At 48.8% G+C, this 19,464-nt stretch carries 19 protein-coding genes; 11 read left to right on the forward strand and 8 right to left on the reverse strand.

The window, feature by feature from the left end; genetic code table 11:
* Positions 1-106: 106 nt before the first annotated feature.
* The 3 genes from PP769_RS05535 to PP769_RS05545 all read right to left on the reverse strand — a co-directional run bounded on the left by PP769_RS05535 (position 107) and on the right by PP769_RS05545 (position 3,090).
* Positions 107-1,030, reverse strand: a complete 924-nt coding sequence (locus PP769_RS05535) for a DNA ligase (protein ID WP_312645931.1) — start codon at positions 1,028-1,030, stop codon at positions 107-109.
* Positions 1,031-1,058: 28 nt separating this feature from the next.
* On the reverse strand, positions 1,059-1,898 hold the full coding sequence (locus PP769_RS05540; protein WP_312645932.1) for an aldo/keto reductase family protein: 840 nt from the start codon (positions 1,896-1,898) through the stop codon (positions 1,059-1,061).
* 250 nt (positions 1,899-2,148) lie between these two features.
* Positions 2,149-3,090, reverse strand: coding sequence for a glutathione S-transferase family protein (locus PP769_RS05545; protein WP_312645934.1), 942 nt, complete (start codon positions 3,088-3,090; stop codon positions 2,149-2,151).
* Between the two features lie 941 nt (positions 3,091-4,031).
* On the opposite strand from PP769_RS05545, the gene PP769_RS05550 reads away from it, so the two are divergent.
* Together PP769_RS05550 and PP769_RS05555 are read left to right on the forward strand one after the other, a co-directional pair.
* A complete protein-coding gene (locus PP769_RS05550) occupies positions 4,032-4,376 on the forward strand; it encodes a response regulator (protein WP_312645935.1) in 345 nt (114 codons plus the stop codon).
* Between the two features lie 532 nt (positions 4,377-4,908).
* On the forward strand, positions 4,909-5,937 hold the full coding sequence (locus PP769_RS05555; RefSeq protein ID WP_312645936.1) for a response regulator: 1,029 nt from the start codon (positions 4,909-4,911) through the stop codon (positions 5,935-5,937).
* Positions 5,938-6,019: 82 nt separating this feature from the next.
* Here PP769_RS05555 and PP769_RS05560 read toward each other — a convergent pair whose 3' ends face one another.
* Positions 6,020-7,144, reverse strand: coding sequence for a Rieske 2Fe-2S domain-containing protein (locus tag PP769_RS05560; protein ID WP_312645937.1), 1,125 nt, complete (start codon positions 7,142-7,144; stop codon positions 6,020-6,022).
* A 354-nt stretch (positions 7,145-7,498) separates the two neighbouring features.
* Between PP769_RS05560 and PP769_RS05565 the strand changes: the two genes are divergently transcribed.
* From PP769_RS05565 to PP769_RS05595, 7 genes are all read left to right on the forward strand, one after another.
* Complete coding sequence (locus PP769_RS05565) at positions 7,499-9,472, forward strand: ATP-binding protein (protein ID WP_312645938.1); 1,974 nt, start codon at positions 7,499-7,501, stop codon at positions 9,470-9,472.
* Between the two features lie 11 nt (positions 9,473-9,483).
* Positions 9,484-10,197 (forward strand): response regulator transcription factor, encoded by a 714-nt coding sequence (locus PP769_RS05570; RefSeq protein ID WP_312645939.1) that lies wholly within the window; start codon positions 9,484-9,486, stop codon positions 10,195-10,197.
* Between the two features lie 435 nt (positions 10,198-10,632).
* On the forward strand, positions 10,633-11,091 hold the full coding sequence (locus PP769_RS05575) for a cupredoxin domain-containing protein (RefSeq protein WP_312645940.1): 459 nt from the start codon (positions 10,633-10,635) through the stop codon (positions 11,089-11,091).
* Between the two features lie 97 nt (positions 11,092-11,188).
* The gene (locus PP769_RS05580; protein ID WP_312645941.1) at positions 11,189-11,554 is read left to right on the forward strand and encodes a response regulator; all 366 of its coding nucleotides are present in this window, start codon (positions 11,189-11,191) and stop codon (positions 11,552-11,554) included.
* Between the two features lie 45 nt (positions 11,555-11,599).
* Positions 11,600-12,499 carry a response regulator gene (locus PP769_RS05585; RefSeq protein ID WP_312645942.1) on the forward strand — a complete coding sequence of 300 codons (900 nt, stop codon included), beginning with the start codon at positions 11,600-11,602 and terminating at the stop codon, positions 12,497-12,499.
* 580 nt (positions 12,500-13,079) lie between these two features.
* Positions 13,080-13,442 (forward strand): hypothetical protein, encoded by a 363-nt coding sequence (locus tag PP769_RS05590; RefSeq protein WP_312645944.1) that lies wholly within the window; start codon positions 13,080-13,082, stop codon positions 13,440-13,442.
* Between the two features lie 38 nt (positions 13,443-13,480).
* Positions 13,481-13,939, forward strand: a complete 459-nt coding sequence (locus tag PP769_RS05595) for a hypothetical protein (protein ID WP_312645945.1) — start codon at positions 13,481-13,483, stop codon at positions 13,937-13,939.
* A gap of 358 nt (positions 13,940-14,297) precedes the next feature.
* Here PP769_RS05595 and PP769_RS05600 read toward each other — a convergent pair whose 3' ends face one another.
* Together PP769_RS05600 and PP769_RS05605 are read right to left on the reverse strand one after the other, a co-directional pair.
* Entirely contained in the window at positions 14,298-14,861 is a 564-nt protein-coding gene (locus PP769_RS05600; RefSeq protein ID WP_312645946.1) for a hypothetical protein, read from the reverse strand.
* A 243-nt stretch (positions 14,862-15,104) separates the two neighbouring features.
* Positions 15,105-15,929: a class I SAM-dependent methyltransferase gene (locus PP769_RS05605; protein WP_312645947.1), complete on the reverse strand. Its 825-nt coding sequence runs from the start codon at positions 15,927-15,929 to the stop codon at positions 15,105-15,107.
* A 183-nt stretch (positions 15,930-16,112) separates the two neighbouring features.
* Between PP769_RS05605 and PP769_RS05610 the strand changes: the two genes are divergently transcribed.
* Positions 16,113-16,598, forward strand: coding sequence for a macro domain-containing protein (locus PP769_RS05610; protein ID WP_312645949.1), 486 nt, complete (start codon positions 16,113-16,115; stop codon positions 16,596-16,598).
* Positions 16,599-16,620: 22 nt separating this feature from the next.
* On the opposite strand, the gene PP769_RS05615 is transcribed toward PP769_RS05610, so the two are convergent.
* Positions 16,621-17,484, reverse strand: a complete 864-nt coding sequence (locus PP769_RS05615; RefSeq protein WP_312645951.1) for a universal stress protein — start codon at positions 17,482-17,484, stop codon at positions 16,621-16,623.
* A 250-nt stretch (positions 17,485-17,734) separates the two neighbouring features.
* Positions 17,735-18,766, reverse strand: coding sequence for a M90 family metallopeptidase (locus PP769_RS05620; RefSeq protein ID WP_312645953.1), 1,032 nt, complete (start codon positions 18,764-18,766; stop codon positions 17,735-17,737).
* A 215-nt stretch (positions 18,767-18,981) separates the two neighbouring features.
* Here PP769_RS05620 and PP769_RS05625 point away from each other — a divergent pair, with 215 nt between their 5' ends.
* Complete coding sequence (locus PP769_RS05625) at positions 18,982-19,443, forward strand: hypothetical protein (protein ID WP_312645954.1); 462 nt, start codon at positions 18,982-18,984, stop codon at positions 19,441-19,443.
* Positions 19,444-19,464: the final 21 nt, after the last annotated feature.

A 19,464-nucleotide genomic window follows, 5' to 3' on the forward strand; every position in this document is an offset into this window, starting at 1 on the left:
CGGAGAGGCACGTCTTGGCGTGCCGGGGTTTGGCGGGTAAGAAGACAGCCTTGCCGAACGGAGCCAGGCCATGGATATCTTTTACCCCCGTGGGCACAACCTCTGGTTAACGGGGTTCCTCATCGCGGATTCGTACAAAAACCGGAAAGCGAGGGATGCCGTTTCCGGTCAATCCCTGATGCCGAAACGTGATCCGGCTTTGTAACGGTGGCGGGCGACGCCGCTGCTCATGACTGAGCCCGCTTCCGATAAAGAAGATAATCCCATTATCCGAGCGCACCTCGAGTGAACCAATCAGACCGACAAACTGACCTTTGCCTGGTCGATACCCGATGACTGTGGCCTCGGCATCAGTAAATAATTTTAACTTCAGCAAATCCTGACTACGGCCACTGGCATATAACGCGGTGTCCCTGTGCAGCATCAACCCCTCACCGCCTTCATCGATCACTCTGTGCAACCATTTCAACAAGTCCTCTTCGCTCCCGACCCGCTGTTGTTCAATGATCCCTAAATAGGGAGAGGCGCTTTCCGTCTGCAAGCCATTCATCGCGATCACCCGTTGGGCAAAGGTTCCGCCGTGTGTCGGGAGATCAAAGATCATGTAACGCACATGTCCCCACCCATCATGGGGGTGTTGTGTCCGGACAATCGACGATACCTCTTCATATCGACCTCGCCCCACCCACAACTCTCCGTCCAAGGGCATGGCTGGCAATCCTGTGATAAACCATTCCGGTGCCGCAAACACCTTGCCTCCTCGCGAAATCAAATGTGTCCCATCCCAACGAGCGCGGACGCCGTCAAGTTTTTCGCTGACCCGGTATTGGCTGAGATCAAGACCCTGCCGATAGACGTCAGCCAACATCAGCTCGGGGATCGCGCTGCCTTCTCCGGCAGAGAAGGGAAGAAGAATGATGAGGAGAATAACCGGAAGCAGGCAGTTCTGAAGCCTGCGGCCCGAATCCGACAGGTCGATACGATCAGGCGTCAAATGTGGCCGGGATAATCCAGGAAAAGGGTGGTCCACATCTCCCCCTCGGGAAGGAGTGGTCTGGTCAATCGGCAATGGTGTCAAGAAGTTCGATTTCTTCAGGCAATAACGCCAATTGTCCGGCCTGGAGATCATCTTTCATATGTTGGTCGCTGGTCGTTCCGGTCAACGGGAGCATCCCGATCTGCATGGCAAAGCGAAAGACCACTTGCGCCGGACTTGTCCCTAACCGTTTGGCGATGGCCCGTATGTCGGGATCGCCCATCACGTCCCTGTTGGCCGTAAGGAGTGAAAAGCCCTGGTAAATGATGCCATGAGTCTGACAAATCCCCCTCACTTCTCTATCCCATCCTTGGGAGGCATAACACCGGTTCTGTACGACCATGGGTTTGATCTTCGCTTCCGAACACAGTTGGGTGAGTTGTCCGGCTGTGACATTGCTGATGCCAATCATTTTCGTCTTCCCGGATTGATAGAGCTCCTCCATGGCCGCCCACACTTCCCGGTCCGATTCTCCCAAACCGAATCGTGAATACGGCCCGTGCAAGACATATGAGTCCACATAGTCGGTGTGGAGGTGTGCCAGCGAACTGGCAAATGATTGCTGCACCTGAGTGGTGAGATCGGCTGAGGCATCATAGGGGGTTCGATGGTCCTGTCCGTTCACCGGCGTAAATTTCGTTTGCAAAAACAGGGCCTCCCGCTTCACTCCTTGCTTGTCGAGGACCAGCAGAGCTTCCCCCACCAGGTCTTCCCGGTAATGAATGAGTTGGTTGGCCGTATCAATGGCCGTGAATCCCGACGCCACCGCTAATTGCACCAGATGGGTCGTAGCACCTTCTTTCCACGCCGTGCCATACATCAACGAGGGAAGGGGGACATTATTATGTGCGATCAATGTCATAACGATTCCTCCAGATTCAACGACCTACCCGTTTTGCCTTCTTCCTGTCCAATTTCTTTAGTGGAAAGATGGAAATGTGGGACCTATTCTAGCGACTTCACTTGTATTTTTCAGGTATTCAGACGGTATTTTTGGAGAAATGGAAAGGGCTGTTGAATTTGCCCCCAGTCAGGAATGGGGTCATGGACTGCCTGGGCAGCGAATTTCCCAGGAGACGCACTATCACTTGCCATGGTTGACGGTTGGCATTTTACAGACGTTCCCGGCCATGGGGAGAACGAAGATCCTGTTCTGGACCGAGGGGAACGATACCCGTGGGGTTAATGTCATCGTGAGTGATGTAGTAATGCCGTTTGATGTGATCCATATTGACGGTTTCCGCCACGTCGTCCCACTGATAGAGATCTTTGAGGTAGCCAAACAAATTGGGATAATCCACAATGCGCCGGATATTACATTTGAAATGTCCGTGGTACACCGCGTCAAATCTGATGAGCGTCACGAACAGACGCCAATCTGTTTCCACCGGTTTCATGCCAAAGAGAAATCGTTGTATGTTTAATCGCGATTCTAATCCATCCAACGCCTCAAAAAGACGCCGGACAGCCTGTTCATAGGCTGATTGAGACGTCGCAAATCCTGCGCGGTAGACCCCATCATTCACCTGTTCATAAATATCGTTATTCAGTTGGTCAATCTCCTGCCGGAGATCAACCGGATAAAGGTCTAACGTACTGGTGGTAAACTGATTGAATGCCGAATTCAACATCCGCAGGATGTCGTCATCGGAATTACTCACGATACGTTTGGTTTCAGAATCCCATAATACGGGCACCGTCACGCGTCCGCGATAGGCCGGATCGGTCAAACGATACGCCTCACTCAGAAACTGAAACCCATTGATAGGATCGGTCGAATGTCCAGGGCCGTCTCGAAAGGCCCAACCTCGCTCATCCCGGATAGGATCAACCACCGTCATGTCAATCACGTCTTCCAATCGCTTGAGCTTTCGCACAATAATTGTGCGATGTGCCCACGGACATGCCCAAGAGGCATACAGATGATACCGTCCACGCGCCGCAGGAAATTTTGAACTCCCATCATCAGTCACCCATTCCCGAAACGCATCGCCTTGCCGTGTAAAAGCGCCGTCACTGGATTGTTCGTCAGGAAATTGTGGTTTTTTGCTCATCGCGTCCTCAACGACTTCATCATGATTCTTAAGATGCCTCAGCGGGCATGGTGTTCTCTTCTTGATGGCTTCCCGGAAGCAATAACTTCGGTGTACAAAATTTCTCCTCACTCTATCATGGGTAGCACTGGCGTTCATCTTATCGAGAGCGGATCTAGGACCTGGCAGAATCGACTCAACAGGAATTTGCACGATTTAAAATTTGAAAAACATGCAATTTGATGAGAGAAGGCTAGAGTTTATGGCAAACCTGGCAACGGATCTGTGCCCGATTAAAGAGCCCTGGCGATTTCCGCAAAGGAGGGCGCTCTTCAAGTATGCCGTTTACCTCTCCATGGAAAAATTTCCGGTAGTCTTCCATTTCGAACATATTGCCTTTGCCCGACCAGTGAACAACACATCCCCTCCGACAATCGTCGCACTCCAACCCGATTCAGCGAATCCGAGGAACAAGAGCAGGCTGACGCAACCAAAATTAAAAAACCATGCTAATTCCCAATCCAGTTTTCAGTCCAAAACCGGCAGACAGTTTTGGCAGTCCAGAGACCCTTCAAATGGAGCCGAAGCAGAGATGGTGGATGTCCACGGTTAAAAGACTTAAATTGTAAAAAATAGGTTTTTGCTTTGCTCACCAGGATAATATTACCCCTCAAATTGACTAGATCTACAACGCTGCCCTTAAGGTTTTTTAAAAGAATTGATGGCATTGAAGATAATTTGGATAAAACTAGGGTTTTATAGAGTACCCATTTCTGAATATTACCCTTATTAATACATTAATATGTGCCGGTTTTAATTTCGAAACCGTTTGGAAAGGCGGGCTACTCATGGAACAATTCTCCTTTTGTCCTACACTGGCCTCTCCTCTGAATACATCGGAGATCGCGTCTTCCAGGAAGTTTAAATCTCAATGGAATACCAATGAGAATTGTCCATGTTTAATGATTGTGAGTAATGATTCTGCGACGGGAATGTTAAAAGAACCACTAGGGGAATGGGGATACCAAGTCGTAGCGGCAAGAAATGGATGGGAAGCCTTGGTTCTGGTGGGTCGCCGACCGGTGGATGGAATGCTTGTGGATATGGATATGCCTATCATGGACGGGCGGACCATGCTTCGTGAATTGCGATGGTTGGGATATCAGATTCCTGTGCTGATGATGTCAAACGAGTCGGACGAAAAGGTTCACCGTCAACTGTTGATGGAAGGAGCCCAAGGCTTCTTTTTGAAACCGCCTCATCTTCAATCTCTCCAACAAACTTGCAGACAAGTATTTAAGAGTTGAGGCCTATACCGCTTCTTATCTTCCCCCTGGCTCGAATGATAAATAAAAGAGTCTCGGTAGCGCGGGCTACCCATTCCATTGCTGCCTTTAATGTGGGGAGACGTAACTTGCATACACTCTGAGAGTTGGCACCCATGGGGGTTAAGTGGGTGCCAAAGGTAAGGTCTTATGGCTCAAACCGTTACCTGTCCTGGATGTTTGATGAGGTTTTAACGTTCAGTCCATGGAATTGTTCCACCCTCAGATTGTATGATTTACCCTAATGATATTGTTTATGTTGATACGTCCAACCTTTATGGAATCTATTGGCAGGTATCCAGGCTCTCCTAAACCATATGAAATAAAAGCGTTTTTTGATAGATGGCTCTTCTAATATTTTTTGGCCTGTATATTGCTGTAATTTAATTATAGTTCTATTTTGCTTTCGTCTAGTTCTTTATAGTTAGTCCGATCATCATTGATCGGTTCATCCCCCACCCCCCTTCACCCAATGGTTTTCTGTTTAAAACCGGTTTGAAAGAGAGGCCCTCTCATGAACCACCTGCCTTCATCGCCTCCATTGGCAAAAGACTTAATGGACCCAAAAGCCTTACCACTTAGAAGTGGGAAATTCGAGAACGATCTGGCCTTACAATTCCTCTCCGGTCAATATTGTGGATGGCCGGTAGTTGATTCCACCCGCAAAATTCTTGGAGTCGTGTCGGATCTCCGGCTGTTCGAGGCCGTTTCACGCTTGGATTCGCTGGATGAGCTTAGAGTCGAAGACACCATAACTTCGCCCGTTTATGTGCATGAGAGTGAAACGCTTGATACCGTGTTGAATCTGATGACCCAAAGACACATCCAGAGAATGCCTGTGGTGTGTGATCAGATTCTTGTCGGAGTCATCTCCAAGGCCAATGTGTTACGGCATTGTCTCCCAACTTCGACTCCCTCCCGATTCGTTTCTTCGTGCGCATGGTGTGAACGCCTGCCGGGTCCCTTTGTCGTACCGGCTGGTGCGAAAGGAAGGCAGACATTAGCGTCCTTCTTGTCGATGGACCATCTCAAATTCTCTGAGATCGATCTTGTGCATACCTATTGTCCCTCTTGTTTGCAAACCCTTCAGGCACTCAACACAGCATCCGGGAGTGTGCCTTCTGATGAAACCGAGACCCAGGAAGTCCGTCCATGTCTGTTGGTGGTCGATGATGATCCTTCTGTGGGCAGGCTGTTAAGTCAGACGCTCAAGGAATGGGGATATAAGGTCCTCGTTGCGAGAAATGGATGGGAAGGTCTGGCTGTGGCAAGCCGTCAAACAGTGAATGGCATTCTATTGGATATGGATATGCCCATTATGGATGGGAGGACCATGTTGGATGAATTACGATGGTTGGGACATCAAATGCCTGTGATGATGATGTCTGGCGCGTCGGACGAACGAGCCCTCCGGCAACTGCTACAGGAGGGGGCTCAAGGGTTTTTTTTGAAACCGGTTCATCTGAAATCTCTCAAGGAAGCCTGTCGCAGGATCCTGCAAAAGAATGAGGCTCCGTCCTCTTTTCGGTACCATATGGTCTGATCAAGGTACCAAAACCGAGGGCACACAGGGGCAATCCGGCTGCCGGCTTGTAAACCCTTTTCAGCATGACGGGGGAAAGTTCTCACATGGCAATGCCCTCGCGACCTAACAAACTTCTTAAGCTCTGAATTACCGGAAAAACCTCCTGGTTCCAGTCGGCACCCTGGCGATCATAGGCTTTCTGTTCTTCCTCTACAATCCACCGATCTTGTGCAAAAATTCCATTGGTAAACCATACAATAAACGGCCACAAGAGGTGGATGAGACCGGGAATTGAAGGTTTCCGGACCATCATCAATCCAAAAGTGTGATTGATTCGTTGTGCAGGATCAACGGGAACGTACACATTCCAGAGATTTAACGCAGGGTGAATACTTCCGGCTGTCCAAAACTGGAGCGTTTGATAGGGGTAGTTGGTACAGATGGTCATCAGATCATGCTTTGGCCCATCTGCTGATGCCTTGGTTCTCCCTAGAATGAGTTTCTCCCCGAGTGGTTGTGCGCCTTTGATTCGAGAGAAGGTGTAATCGACTTCCACGGCATGCGGCCGCTCCCGAAGTTCCAGAAAGACCGTTCGGATCCCGCCCATGAGTCGACGATGCAAAAATTGATGGTTCATATCCATAAGGTTTTCATGCATGAATGAGTAATGGCAGCCTACCTGACGGTCAAGGTATCGAGTTTTATATTGTGGATCATCTGCTAAGGATACATCCGGGAACCCGACCTCATTCACCCGGCTTACTGTTCCCGGAAACACAAACACCAGCCCATAGGCTTCACGACAGGGAAAGCTCCTGACTCCTGCTGGTCGTGGTTGGTTTTTTTCTAAATATGGTACACCCATGCATCGCCCTGTCTGGTCAAATGTCCAGGAATGATACCCACACTGGACATATTCCCCATGCACCACCCCGCAATGGAGCGGTACCTGCCGATGGGCGCATCGGTCTTCGAGCGCATAGACGATGCCGTTTTCGGTTCTGACTAACACGATGGGATTGCCGGCAAAGGACACCCCAAGCATTTTCCCTTTTTTCAGATCTCTGGAGCGTGCGAGCGGATACCAATTGTCCGGGTGAAGACCCGTTTTTCTTAAATCAGATGGGAGAGGCGATTTCCCGGACCGGGACGCAGAGCCTTCAAGGACAATGAGAGCGTCGCTTACCTTCTGTCTGTCTAAGTGCATTTGAGATTGTTTATTCATGAATTTCTCCAAGAAAGAAGACAACCGTGAAGGGAAAGGCCTGTGGAATTTCAGCGATATAGAGCAATAGCTGGAATCGTATGAGGTCTTGGACTGACATTAAGCGAAATGAAGAATGAAGAGGGTAGGGACTTGAATGATTCGTTACTGGGGCACAGTATAGATCGTGTGATCAAAAATATCGAGTCGGAGCGAAACTTTTTCGTAAGCCTCCTGAGGTTACTGGCACCTCACATATCCGTAAGCCATGAGTTTGGAAAAATATCGAAGAATTTAGGGTAGGATGAGAAAGTCAGGAAATTCCTTTATTGTAGGGACTGAGCGACCAGGGTCTACATTAAAGGATGGAAAGTCGTGAAGCCACCCAAACGTGCATGGCTAGGAACAGGATCAATCGGGCGAGCGTTATTGATTCTCTCCACCGTGTTTATTTTAGCCTTGTTCGGCATCCTGCTCTATACAATCACCACAATTCAGAATCAAAAGCTCGACAGTGTGATGGTAGATCTGGCGGGACAACAGCGGATGTTGTCTCAACGACTCATGAATGAAATTTTATTGATTTCGCAAGGGATTCCTGCTGATTACGGGTTCACCAAAAAGATCCTGAATCAAAATCTGGATGCCTTACTCCTCGGTGGACAGGTTGTGATAAATCAGGAAAGTGGGGATACGGCGGTCCTTCTTCCCCCTCCAACCCGGGACATACAATTGGCATTAGGTGCGCAACAAACACTCATGACCGAATTTATGCAGCGGGCCGACACCTTTTTGAAAACGCCATCCGATCATCCCGGATATTCTTTGGGGTTAGACGGGCTCCTGGCTTCAAATGCCCGGTTAATCGAACTTGCCAACAAGGCGGTCAAGTTATACAGCAGAAATTCCCGGGAAAAGATCTCGAACATGATCGTTTGGGAATCGTTGATCGGTACCGTAGTGATAATTTTCGGAATTCTGATAACGAGACAGGTCAAACTGGCCAATCAGGAACTTGAACATGAAATCCAGGAACGTTCCAGGATAGAAACGGCTCTACGCTATCGAATCGAAATTGAAAATCTCATGACAAATCTTTCAACCCAATTCATCAGTCTTGAAGCAAAAGATTTGGATGCGGAGATAAATCGGGCGCTGGAAGCCATCGGAACGTTTGGTGGGGTGGATCGAAGTTATGTGTTTATATTTGAGGATGACGGTACGACCATGAATAATACCCATGAATGGTGTCAGACCGGTATTGAGGCCCAGCTATCAAGACTTCAGGGCCTTCGAATGCAGGACATACCCTGGTTTGCAGAACGTCTTATCTCCTGCCCGTTTTATCAAATCTCAAGCGTGGCAAATCTTCCGCTCGAGGCGAATGCCGAAAAGCAGCTATTTCAAATGCAGCAAATCCAATCGCTGGTGATTGTGCCCATGACCTTGCGCGGCAAGTTGTTCGGGTTTCTCGGATTTGATTCAGTGATGCAAGAAAAGACCTGGTCTGAAGAAGACATCAGGCTCCTCCAAATGGCCGGAGAAATATTCGTGAATGGGTTCGAACGGCAACGGGTAGAGGAAAATTTACGAAAAAGTGAAGCCGCAAAAGTTGAGGCCTTTCGCCAAAGCGATGCCCTGAAAACCGCTCTGCTGTCTTTGGTTTCCCACGAACTACGGACTCCACTTACTGCCATCAAGGCCTCCATAGCCGGGTTGATTGAACTTTCCAGACAGGATGCGTCCAAGGTGCAGCAGGAATTTCTCCAGGGTATCAATCAGGAAATCGATTTTTTAAATGGATTGGTTGATAATCTTCTGGACATGTCAAAGGTTGAAGCGGGAACCCTGGTTCCTCATCGTGAATGGCATTTATTGGAAGATCTGGTCGAAGGCGCAATCAGACGGTTGGAAATGTCTTTAAAAGGCCGATCTTTGCAAGTGAACCTGGGGGAGAAAATTTCCCCTATTTTTGTGGATGGGATGGAAATTCAGCAAGTTCTGATCAACCTGTTGGATAATGCCATTAAATATTCTCCCCCAGGCTCCTTGGTCAGCATTGTTGGCCGCATGACGCCTAACCAGGTGGAGGTAAGAGTCTCCAGCGATGGAGAAGGAATCCCTCAGGAAGAGTTGGTAAGTATTTTCAACCGATTCTACCGGTTAAAGGGTCCGCGGACACGACTCATTCGTGGTACCGGTCTCGGATTGGCGATCTGTAAAGGTATGGTCGAAGCCCATGGTGGTCGAATTTGGGCCGAATCACAGAATCGAATCGTGACGATTAGCTTTACGTTGCCGACTCCTGATACACCCCCTATGATAGATTTTGACCGGGAAGAGGAGTAAACGGTTTACCCATGGCGCATGGATCTCGAATATTAGCTGTTGATGATGAGCGGCAAATACGTCGTTCCCTACAGATCAATCTTGAGGCAAAAGGATATGAAGTCCTGACGGCTGACACCGGAGAAGAGGCCCTCCAAATTATGAGCCACCGCCTTCCGGACCTGGCCCTCGTGGATTTACTGCTTCCCGGAATGGATGGCATTGACCTGACCCGTCAAATTCGTGAAACCTACCAGATTCCAATCATTATCCTTTCCGCAATTGGAGAGGAAGCGAAAAAAATTGAAGCTCTCGAAATCGGGGCAGATGACTATGTTACCAAACCGTTTAGCATGGAAGAACTGACGGCGAGAATCCGCTCAGTCCTGCGGAGGACCTCCTCAATTTACGGCACCGATCCCGTGTTCACATTTGGAAATTTACAGGTTGACTTCGAGAGTCGAAATGTCTGCATTCGGAACCAGGCGGTGAAATTAACCCCGACGGAATATGATCTGTTGAAATACCTCATTCAGAATTCCGGAAAAGTTTTGACGCATGGAACCATTCTCCGGGCCATTTGGGGTGCGGGATATAGCGAGCAGGCTCAATATTTACGTGTCTTTATTGGAAATTTAAGGAAAAAATTGGAAAAAAACACGGCAAGACCTCAGTATATTCTCACCGATCCTGGAGTCGGCTATCGATTTGCCACCGATTTTGAGGAAAATGAAAGCCTTTCCTGATTGACCGTTTGCATGTGAGGTGTTCCTTATCAATCATTGCCTGTTGCCTTCCCAGTTGCTGTAATCCTTCCCTCTCCTTGTGGTCTCTCGTGTAATTTCTTAGGCCCCCTTGGATTAAATTTCTTCCAGCGCAACGTCCTTCCAAAACCGCGTCGGCAGGCCCTGCCATGCTCATCCGGATAGAGTGTATGGCCTCTTTACTCGCTCGTGGGCTGGTGAGTGGCTCAATCCGTTCTTCTTCATTCCATGGCATTCGTCCCTGCCCAACACCGTGTTGATCTAAACAGGAATCAGGAAATGGCGCTATCAGGAATCTTTATGAAATCTTTATTTGAACGGGACACAAATCAAATAGATTCTTTATGGGTTTGATAATTACCATCTAGATAAACCACTACAACCGCTTGGAAGAAGAAGGAATCGGGAGGTGAACAGATGAAAAATTTGAATTGGACAACGGCCTCTCCCGCTCTGACTGGGTTAGGAATTTTCCTTTTATTTCTATCAATCTGTGGCCCTTCCTTGGCCTCCACCCAGTCTTCGGATGTGAGGGTCTCAATGGATTATTGGGCACCCTATTATAGACCGGCTTTGGCAATTGTCCCCGATGGAGTCTCGATTCATGTTGTGAATCCGACTTCATCACCGCATAGCGTCACACACGATGGTTGTCGAACAGGTGGGCCTTGCGCATTTGATACGGGTGGCGTTCAACCCGGGCAGGAATTCACGATCCCTTCACTGCCTCCCGGTCGGTATCCTTATTATTGCGTGCTTCATCCCATCATGAGGGGTGAAATTATTGTTCTTCCCCATCACACGGTTATAAGCCAAGGTACGATACACGAACACTTCACGGTCACTGATGTCGATGTCAGGGAGTCTAGGGAGTGAGATGGGGGTGGGTAGGTATTCCATATTCATTCGTTCATCCATTCTATGGATCGTCATGGATGGGAGGACCTCTCCATAAGATGACGGTTGACGACCGATGAAAAGTCAAAAGCGCATTCTCATTGTCGACGATGATGCGGACGTCCTCCTGTTTTTGAGAGATCGTCTGAATGCCCTGGGCTTTGAGGTTCTTACTGCTGCCAATGGGAAGGAAGGGGTTGAGGCTCTTCAACATCACACGGTCAATGGGGTACTTCTCGATTTATGCATGCCGGTCATGGGAGGCCTGCTTATGCTGGAACAATTAGCGCAGTCCTCAACGCTTCCGCCGGTGATCGTGATGTCACCCTCTGAACACCGATCGGAAATGCAGCTTGCCATTATTAAGGGAGCGATGGACTATCTCATCAAGCCGATCGCTCCAGACATATTGACCGATAAATGTCTCCGACTCTTTTATTAGAAATCTGTCAACCCAGGAAGGATTTTTATCCTCAGAAAGGAAGCCATGAAGAATGGTAAATTGAATATTTCTCGGGGAATTCCCACTCCTGATATATCACGAATTCAGGAAAGTTTTGAGGTCGTGGCCTCTCACGGAGAGCAGATCGTTTTCCGATTTTATCATGTGTTGTTTGATAAATTTCCGGAGTTTCAGACCTTTTTCTCTCAGGCCCAGTTAGCCCAACAATATGCGGCGTTTCTAAGCGGATTCCGCACCCTGGTCATGCACATGGAAAACTCTGAGGAATTACGTTCATCCCTCGTTCAATTGGGGGAACGGCATAGGAAATATGGTATTAAAAGCAAGCACTATCCTCCTGTCGTATATGCGCTCTTACATGTGCTGATGGAATTGGGTGGGGAAAGCATGGATGGAAAAACATATGATGCTTGGGAAAATTTCCTTCACCTGATGAGAGCCATTATGCTTGAAGCCTACTCCCTGGAAATGTTGCCAGGTGAGAATCGGCAGAAGAATTTTCTCAGCACTGGGTCAGGAGGCCACACTAAAAGAATTCTGCTTATTGATGATGACCGCCAACTTTTGGACCTTTATCAATCATACTTGGAACTCGAAGGGTATCTATGCAGTCAAGTTTCAGATGTGGCTTGGGCATTTACCCATATTCAAATGAGTCACTATGACCTCGTCCTGACGGATTTCCAAATGCCTGCGATGAATGGCATTCAGTTACGGAGAAACCTTGAATATGTGGGTAATGGGTGTTGCCCCCCATTTGTCTTGGTGACAGGCAGTCCCAATCAGGAGATTCGTAGGCAGGCGTTAGAGTCCGGATTCGAGGCAGTGCTGAAAAAGCCGCATGATCTTCCTGAGCTGAGTTCTCTCGTAGGAAAAGTCTTGCAAAAATCTATGGGTTTTCAGGGAAATCTTCAGGATATGTGAACCGGGATGAAGGAAATGGGGAGGAAATTTTCCCTTAAGCTAACCATATGTGTTTGCCAGGGCGTGAAACTGCAGGATTTACAAAAAAAATTACATTTGGCAGGTTTTGATAATCACCAGCCATCTCCGGGTTCGTTGTGGTGTCTTCTGTTCGTTCCCCATGCATCGTCCATTTCACTCAGGGGTTTATGTGGGTCGTTCTGGTCAATTAAAATGCAGATGTCATGAACGGTTTGGCAGGCATTCTGAAAAGGTTAACCCACCTCCATCGCCACCCCTTCGCTGTCCATACCCTCACCAAAGCGAACGCCAGCTCCTAGTAGCTTGGGAAAAGAGTCTATCCTTCTAATCTTTTCCGGCTGTATAGGAATATACAGATCAATAGGCACCAAATTATGAAAAGGGCTTTGATGAATTCAGATGACAGGAATGGATTATTGCTTTTTCAGTTCGTGAATTTGTCTAAGTGGGGATGGGTTACGGTTCGTGTGGCCAATCTTTTCCTCTCGTCTTTTCACAAAAATGTGAGGGTGTGCATTGCATGTGGCTTGTGTCTGGCTGATCCCTTGAGGGAGATGGTATGATGGGATCCTACATTAATTCTCTTGGAGAGGGTGGTCAAAGTATGGATATTGACATATTTCGCCAAATGGTGGCGAAAAAACCCGATGGGTTTTTAGGACGATATGGGCTTGGAGACAAGCTACTGAAGGAAGGGGAGCATCTTGAAGAAGCGGTGGAGCACTTGCGTGTTGCTGTCACATTGGATCCCATTCATGTCGCCTCCCATTTGGCTTTAGGGCGGGCATTGGCTGGACTGAAGCGTCATGAGGAGGCCAAGACTGTGCTGGTGGCTGGTATCGATGCGGCTTTGTCAGGCCGGTCCAGCGGGGGTGGGGATCTCGTTCCGGAAATGCGTGCTCTGATTCAGGAATTGGGATAAGAGACACTTTCCTAACACTTAAACTTGTGAGGTTTCTCATGTTGGTGAGGATTTCCTACCTATTTGGACCCCTTGTCTTTTTAGCGTTTGGCCTGATCGGGGTGGATGGTTCCTGGGGACAAGGGGTACCTGGTCAATCTGTGGAAGAATCAGGTGGTTTTGTGATTCCGGAATCGATTAAGGGGTTTGATGAGCAAAAGGTCAAAAATGATCCCATCTGTGATTCCAGCGTCCGTCCTCAAATTGATCATGTAAAACCGGACGAAATGAAAACCGGTGATAGCGTTGTGGTAGAGGGAAAGTATTTCGGAAAGAAAAAGGAGTGTTTGCACGGTGTGACTTTTGGTTCTGTCCCGGCCAAGGCATTTTCGTTTGTGGATGATGAACGCGTGGAAGTGGTCGTACCGGAAGGGTTACGATCCGGCGTCACATTTTTAAATATTGAGACAGGTGGTGGAACAGCACGAAAGGGAGTTTTGATTCAATCAAAAGACTAAGTGTATTTCGCAAGTAATGGAACCCATTTTTGAAGATTTCACTCCGTTCCTGGGTTTTCGGTTTTGAGTCATTCCTTGATTGGCCCCCTTTTTAGCCATCGATTATAAAGGTTGTGTCAATCGGCATCTTCTCACATCAACAATTGGCTTGATTGGATCGAAAAATTTTCAAATGGCCTGAGAACATATTCAACCGTCCTCCTGTCCCGGTTCTGCGTGGGCTTGCTCTCCCGACTTTAGCTAACCCGTAAAGGATTTTATGCGGGGAGTGTGAGGAATTTTCCCTGGACCGCCGCGCGCAGGTACTCCTTATTGTCCTGTCCTGTTCTCATCTTCTTTCTCAACAAAATATGAAACATTATTGAACTATTTGTTCACGTTTAAAATTTGCCACGGCTTGTTTCTCACATTCCGGGCAAATGCCATGGGTAAAGGTCATATTGGAGTGAGCGGTAAAATAGGTTTCCAGTTGGTGCCAGGTCTCCCTCTCATCACGAATTTTTTTGCAATCCGCGCAGATAGGTAAAAGTCCTTCCAGCAATTGGATTCGTGTGAGGGTCTCTTCTCTTCGGGCGATGAGCGCATTGCGATGATACAACAGTATGGCAATGATCCACATTGCAAAAAGCGCTAATCCACGATTCGTAAAAACTTTCCAAATTGGGACAACCAATGGTTCGGGTGAGTGAAAAATCCCGACAATGGTCAAGATAGAACACACAAGGACTATTGCGGGCATAGCCCATGCGGGATGCAGAAAAGACCCGATCAAGACGGCTAAGATATACGGTATGGCACAGGCAACTCCTAAGGGTATGTGAAGGTCTACATAGAACGTCGCGACAATTAGGAGAAGGGACAGGGCCCACATCCTCGATTGTGGATGTTGGAGGCTGCGGTCTCTTCTCTTTACGTTCTGCAAGGATTTTCTCCAAGTGGACGAACGTGAGAATCGAAGTGCCCTTCCGGGATCCGGCCTTAAGCGCCAAACAAATTTTGCGGCATTATAGTTGAGTGGAGGACGGTATGATAGTTTCTATTAGTGGGGAGTCTTAGTAGAGCCTTTGGCAATTTGGTCTTGTAGGGGTCACGAGAGATTGAAAATCGTGAGATGGAGTCGGAGATCGTTCCCTGTGACAAACAAGCACCAACCAGTTAATTCCCATTACCCATGATGCCAGATGGTTAACACCGGGTCTGCCGTTCGCGGACGGAGGGGAGCTTGGTGAAGATAGTGGCCGACACAAACGAGGCCGATGTCTTCCGCGATGCCTCCCGCCACCTCTGCTTCGGCGGTACTATGATTGATCATGACGAAGGTTCCGCCAAAAACGAGATTATTGGCCACTCGGGCGAATATAGCGCTCGGATTGAATAAGCTAAGCGGTAATCGCCAGGCCAGTAGGGGTTGGGGGGTGACGAAGGGATACCAGGCCGTAATAATATCGGCCTGTCCGGTGAACTGGCGAAAGTCTGCAACCACATACTGGGTTTGCGACAAATCTTGAATGTGGCCCCTGGCATAATCGATGCGGCTTCGCCCGTTACAATACAGACGATGCCCATCTATCTCGACGCCGGTCAGGCGGTTGGGATGGAAGAATGTGTGTAGGGCCGCAGCATAAGCGAAATTGGCACTCCCGAGATCACAGACCCGTTGATTGAGGGGAACAGGCCAACCAAGAGCATGTCTGGCACGATCCAAAATGTCCAAATATGAATAATTCAGAAGAGCAGTTTCGGGAGTAAGCGATATTTCGAAGCGCGAACGATATGACTTCGCCAGCTGGTCGATTCTATGTTCTTGGATCGATGTCAGATTGGTCAATGGCCCTTTGAGACCTTCGCGGAATGGTCCACGAGACCATCGCAGAGCTTGCGAGGCTTCATACCAGAATCGATGATAGCCCGATCGGAGCCGGTCGGCCAGGGATATCCCTTTTGAGCGTTGGCCCTTGAGCCAGCCGGAGGCTGGTACTGGATTTCTCATTTCTAGAAGGACCTGTTGAAGAGGGACGGATATCTCGATCGCTCTTTTATGTATTTCGGTAGGGGCGAGAGTCGTCTTAAATGATCATGCGAGAAAGGCCGGCATGAATCGTCTGAGCGCCTTGTGCTATGGTTATTTCTCTTTTACCAGACAAAGGGGGATATCTGACAAGGAGAGAAGCGCATGATTGATGAAGTGGAAGGTGACATTCTATTAAGTGAGGCCGTGGCTGTTGCCCATGGTGTAGCCCCACATGACAATTTCGCAAATGGATTGGCGCTCGCGTTACGGGAGCGGTGGCCCGCGATGTACAAAGACTTTCGTCATTATTGCCAGGTTTCCAATCCGAAGTCCGGTGAATTATGGAGTTGGGCCGGGGCCGGAAACGTGCGGATTATCAATCTCTTGACACAGGAAGCTCCACCGAGTCACGGGGCCAATCCGGGAAAAGCATCGGTTGAAAATATCAATCATTGTTTGAAAGCGCTTCGGAAAATGATTGAATCCGAAAAGTTCAGCAGTGTGGCGTTACCACGGCTTGCGACCGGAGTGGGGGGATTGGATTGGAAGGATGTGAAACCATTAATTGAAAAGCATCTCGGAGATTTACCCATTTCCGTGTATGTCTATTCCACCTATCATCCAGGAGTAAAAGCCAAAGAACGCTAACGCCGAGCGCAGCCCGTCCTGTTTACCGAATCACGAGAATGGATCGCGTTGTCTGGTGGAGCACGGTATGGGACACGGTGCCCAACACAAACCGAGTGATCGTTGAAGGATGGTGTATTCCCATCACCAGGAGATCTGGTTCTGTGATTGAGGCCTGTTCCAATATCGTATTCGCCGGGGCTCCTAATCCCACATATCCCTTGACTGAATCGTAACAACCCTTGAGTTGACTGACGGCCTGCTCAAGGAAGGCTTCGGTGCTCTTTAAGGCCTGTTCGATTTTGTCCTCCGGTGCAGAGACGCCTCCCCGAAAGAGGGACCGTGGAAGCGGTACCACCGACAAGAGGGTGATCTCTGTCTGTGGTTGAAAGGGGTGTTTGGTTAAAAACTGGCGCACCTTTTCAACATCAGTGGAGCTTTGGATGGCAATCAGAATTTTCCTGATTTCCGTTAATGGCCCGTTGGTGATCAGGACTGGACATACTGCGTGGGTCAGAACCCGTTGCGAAACACTCCCCAGAAAAAGCTCCTCTACCTGCCCCCTTCCACGAGCGCCCATCAGAATGAGATCAGGATGTTCCTCCTGGGCCACCGATAAAATGAGCTCGGCCGGTGAGCCTTCTTCCAATCGGGTTTCCAGCGACTTCACCTTGTCTGAGAGGAGAGTCTTGCTGCGTGTTAAAGCCTGCTCCCCGTCTTTGCGGAGTGCTTCCTCTGCGACTTTCGACAGGTCAAAGGCAATTTCAGGCCCGAGCATAGAAAAGGTTAACCGAGGGAGATCTATAACATGCAGAATGGTCAGGGTCCTGACTGAGGTTAAGCTCATGACAGCCTTTGTGGCGTGGGAGGATTGTTCCGATCCATCAGTGGCCAGTAGTACTCGCATTGGTCATTTCTCCTCTTTCATCTTTTCATGGTGATCTTGCATGGTCCTGCCTTCTTAGACGCTCTGTGACTGGGGTTTGGGTCGTCGGTCAGCCCTGTATGTTTTTTATCTTGACTCAGGCACTCAAGTCGAGATGTCCCCAAAAGGATCAAAGAATTGTTGAGCTTCCATCGTTTGGCATTATTCCTGTTTTCTCAAGCGGCGTCATTTGTCGAAGATGGAATTTGCATCATTGGTGAGACTGCACTGTTCAAAGAGGCTTTCCGCTTTCACATGGGCAGGGAGCAGGATCTTTCAGAGAAGCCTGTTTTGGGCGGAGCATGGCCTTGAGAGCACCGGTAATTCGTGATTGGGGATCCTGGCGAAAGATCTGTTTCAACATTGCATAGAGTGCAGGGTGTTTCTGTTTCATCTTCGCGGGTTTTTCAAAAAAATATTCTGAGACCACCGCGAAAAATTCCGCCTCGTTTGTGAGCCCATAGGGATTGATGTCTGAATGCCCCTTTCGGATTTGGTTCATTTCATTCTGAACCAGGTTAAGCCAGGGTCTAATGGCCTGGCCGGGCAAGGCAACCTCAGGAACCCCGTCTACGGTGCCATCAGATTTATCCAATAAATGGGTAAACTCATGGATACCCACATTATGTCCATGTGAGGGTTGGAGAAATCCTTGCAATAAATCCGGTTTGGACAAAATCATCATGCGGTTCATCGCCCCTGTTCCAACCATGCCTGAGATAGGGTGCTCTTGAGCTGATCCCATTTGATACCCCTCATCGAAGGAGGTCGGATAAATCAGGATTTCCCTGATATGTTCCCATTCCCAGCCTGGAAATCCAAATATGGGAATGATGGCACTTGCTGCAACCAATACCCGGACGGTGTCATCAACCGACGTATTGATGCCGGTGATTCGCTTTTCACGAAGAAAAATATGAACTTCTTCTCGAAAACGGTTTTGGTCGCGGAGAGAAAGCGCCTGATAGAATGGGACATTCTGTGCCAGAATTTTTTCCCATTCGGTAGGAAACGGGGCTTGACGAATCCTCGCCCGGTGCCGAATATGACGAGTCAGGAAGCGGTACAACCAGGCGCCGCCCAGCGTGATGCCCAAAAGCCGAATGACGATGTCGAGTAGAGACGGTTGATTTGGCCAAAGAATGACGAAGATGAGGAAACCCACAATTCCGGTAAAGAGGATGGCTAGGAGACGGGTGAGATGTTCCTGGGGGTGAGCTTTTTCCCCCTGATGGATTCCAGGTTTGTTTGTCAATGGTGCCATGTCGAGTTAATTCTTAAAATTTTCTTTACATTACCAATTTTCGTGGCACTCTCGATGCCAACAAAAATATCTGTGAGGGGAGGGGACAAGTAATGACCGTGCAAAGTTGGAACAGCATTTCATGTTTTCTTCTGGACCCTACCCGTTTAGTCCATTGATATGGCCAAGGACGCTTTCACGATATCCGGAATTTGCCAGATAAGGGGGACTCTACCATGAAGTCAAAAGGCAAAGGGCGAGGGGTTGTCTGGTGGGGGGCAGGGATCTGCCTAGCGATTGCCGTGTGCATGGCCGGTGGCGGGATAGCGGGGTCTCAAGAGTTATCTTTTTCCACACCTCGCCAGGTGGTGGAACAGTGGTTTGCAGTTTACCCGGGAAATATGGAACGGGCCGCTGAGCTGACGACAACGGCCTTTAGGGAAGGGGTATCCAAAGAAGAATGGATTGCAATCCGAGGCCCGTATCTTCGGGACCTCCAGTTGAAATATGTGCGTGCCAAGATAGCCCATGAGAAGATGGTGGGAGAAGAAGCCCATGTGATTGTCCATGCTCACATTGTCACGCTGATGGGTGATCAGCCGCAGGATGAGTTGTATGTCCTGCTGAAGAATCCTGAGGGCAGGTGGGTAATCGATCAGGTGGAAGTATATACGGAATCGTTTAATACGGGTCCTTGAATCGGAAGGAGTCGGGAGCTG

Origin of the sequence: Candidatus Nitrospira allomarina (assembly GCF_032050975.1) — a bacterium.
Lineage (GTDB): Bacteria > Nitrospirota > Nitrospiria > Nitrospirales > UBA8639 > Nitrospira_E > Nitrospira_E allomarina.

What these genes read in the sequence shown, in the direction of transcription:
- PP769_RS05560 (WP_312645937.1), bottom strand. Translation starts at nt 7,144, where the DNA reads ATGAATAAACAATCTCAAATGCACTTAGACAGACAGAAGGTAAGCGAC.
- PP769_RS05615 (WP_312645951.1), bottom strand. Translation starts at nt 17,484, where the DNA reads ATGCGAGTACTACTGGCCACTGATGGATCGGAACAATCCTCCCACGCC.
- PP769_RS05540 (WP_312645932.1), bottom strand. Translation starts at nt 1,898, where the DNA reads ATGACATTGATCGCACATAATAATGTCCCCCTTCCCTCGTTGATGTAT.
- PP769_RS05585 (WP_312645942.1), top strand. Translation starts at nt 11,600, where the DNA reads ATGAAGAATGGTAAATTGAATATTTCTCGGGGAATTCCCACTCCTGAT.
- PP769_RS05570 (WP_312645939.1), top strand. Translation starts at nt 9,484, where the DNA reads ATGGCGCATGGATCTCGAATATTAGCTGTTGATGATGAGCGGCAAATA.
- PP769_RS05545 (WP_312645934.1), bottom strand. Translation starts at nt 3,090, where the DNA reads ATGAGCAAAAAACCACAATTTCCTGACGAACAATCCAGTGACGGCGCT.
- PP769_RS05620 (WP_312645953.1), bottom strand. Translation starts at nt 18,766, where the DNA reads ATGGCACCATTGACAAACAAACCTGGAATCCATCAGGGGGAAAAAGCT.
- PP769_RS05550 (WP_312645935.1), top strand. Translation starts at nt 4,032, where the DNA reads ATGATTGTGAGTAATGATTCTGCGACGGGAATGTTAAAAGAACCACTA.
- PP769_RS05590 (WP_312645944.1), top strand. Translation starts at nt 13,080, where the DNA reads ATGATGGGATCCTACATTAATTCTCTTGGAGAGGGTGGTCAAAGTATG.
- PP769_RS05625 (WP_312645954.1), top strand. Translation starts at nt 18,982, where the DNA reads ATGAAGTCAAAAGGCAAAGGGCGAGGGGTTGTCTGGTGGGGGGCAGGG.
- PP769_RS05575 (WP_312645940.1), top strand. Translation starts at nt 10,633, where the DNA reads ATGAAAAATTTGAATTGGACAACGGCCTCTCCCGCTCTGACTGGGTTA.
- PP769_RS05605 (WP_312645947.1), bottom strand. Translation starts at nt 15,929, where the DNA reads ATGAGAAATCCAGTACCAGCCTCCGGCTGGCTCAAGGGCCAACGCTCA.
- PP769_RS05610 (WP_312645949.1), top strand. Translation starts at nt 16,113, where the DNA reads ATGATTGATGAAGTGGAAGGTGACATTCTATTAAGTGAGGCCGTGGCT.
- PP769_RS05580 (WP_312645941.1), top strand. Translation starts at nt 11,189, where the DNA reads ATGAAAAGTCAAAAGCGCATTCTCATTGTCGACGATGATGCGGACGTC.
- PP769_RS05555 (WP_312645936.1), top strand. Translation starts at nt 4,909, where the DNA reads ATGAACCACCTGCCTTCATCGCCTCCATTGGCAAAAGACTTAATGGAC.
- PP769_RS05595 (WP_312645945.1), top strand. Translation starts at nt 13,481, where the DNA reads ATGTTGGTGAGGATTTCCTACCTATTTGGACCCCTTGTCTTTTTAGCG.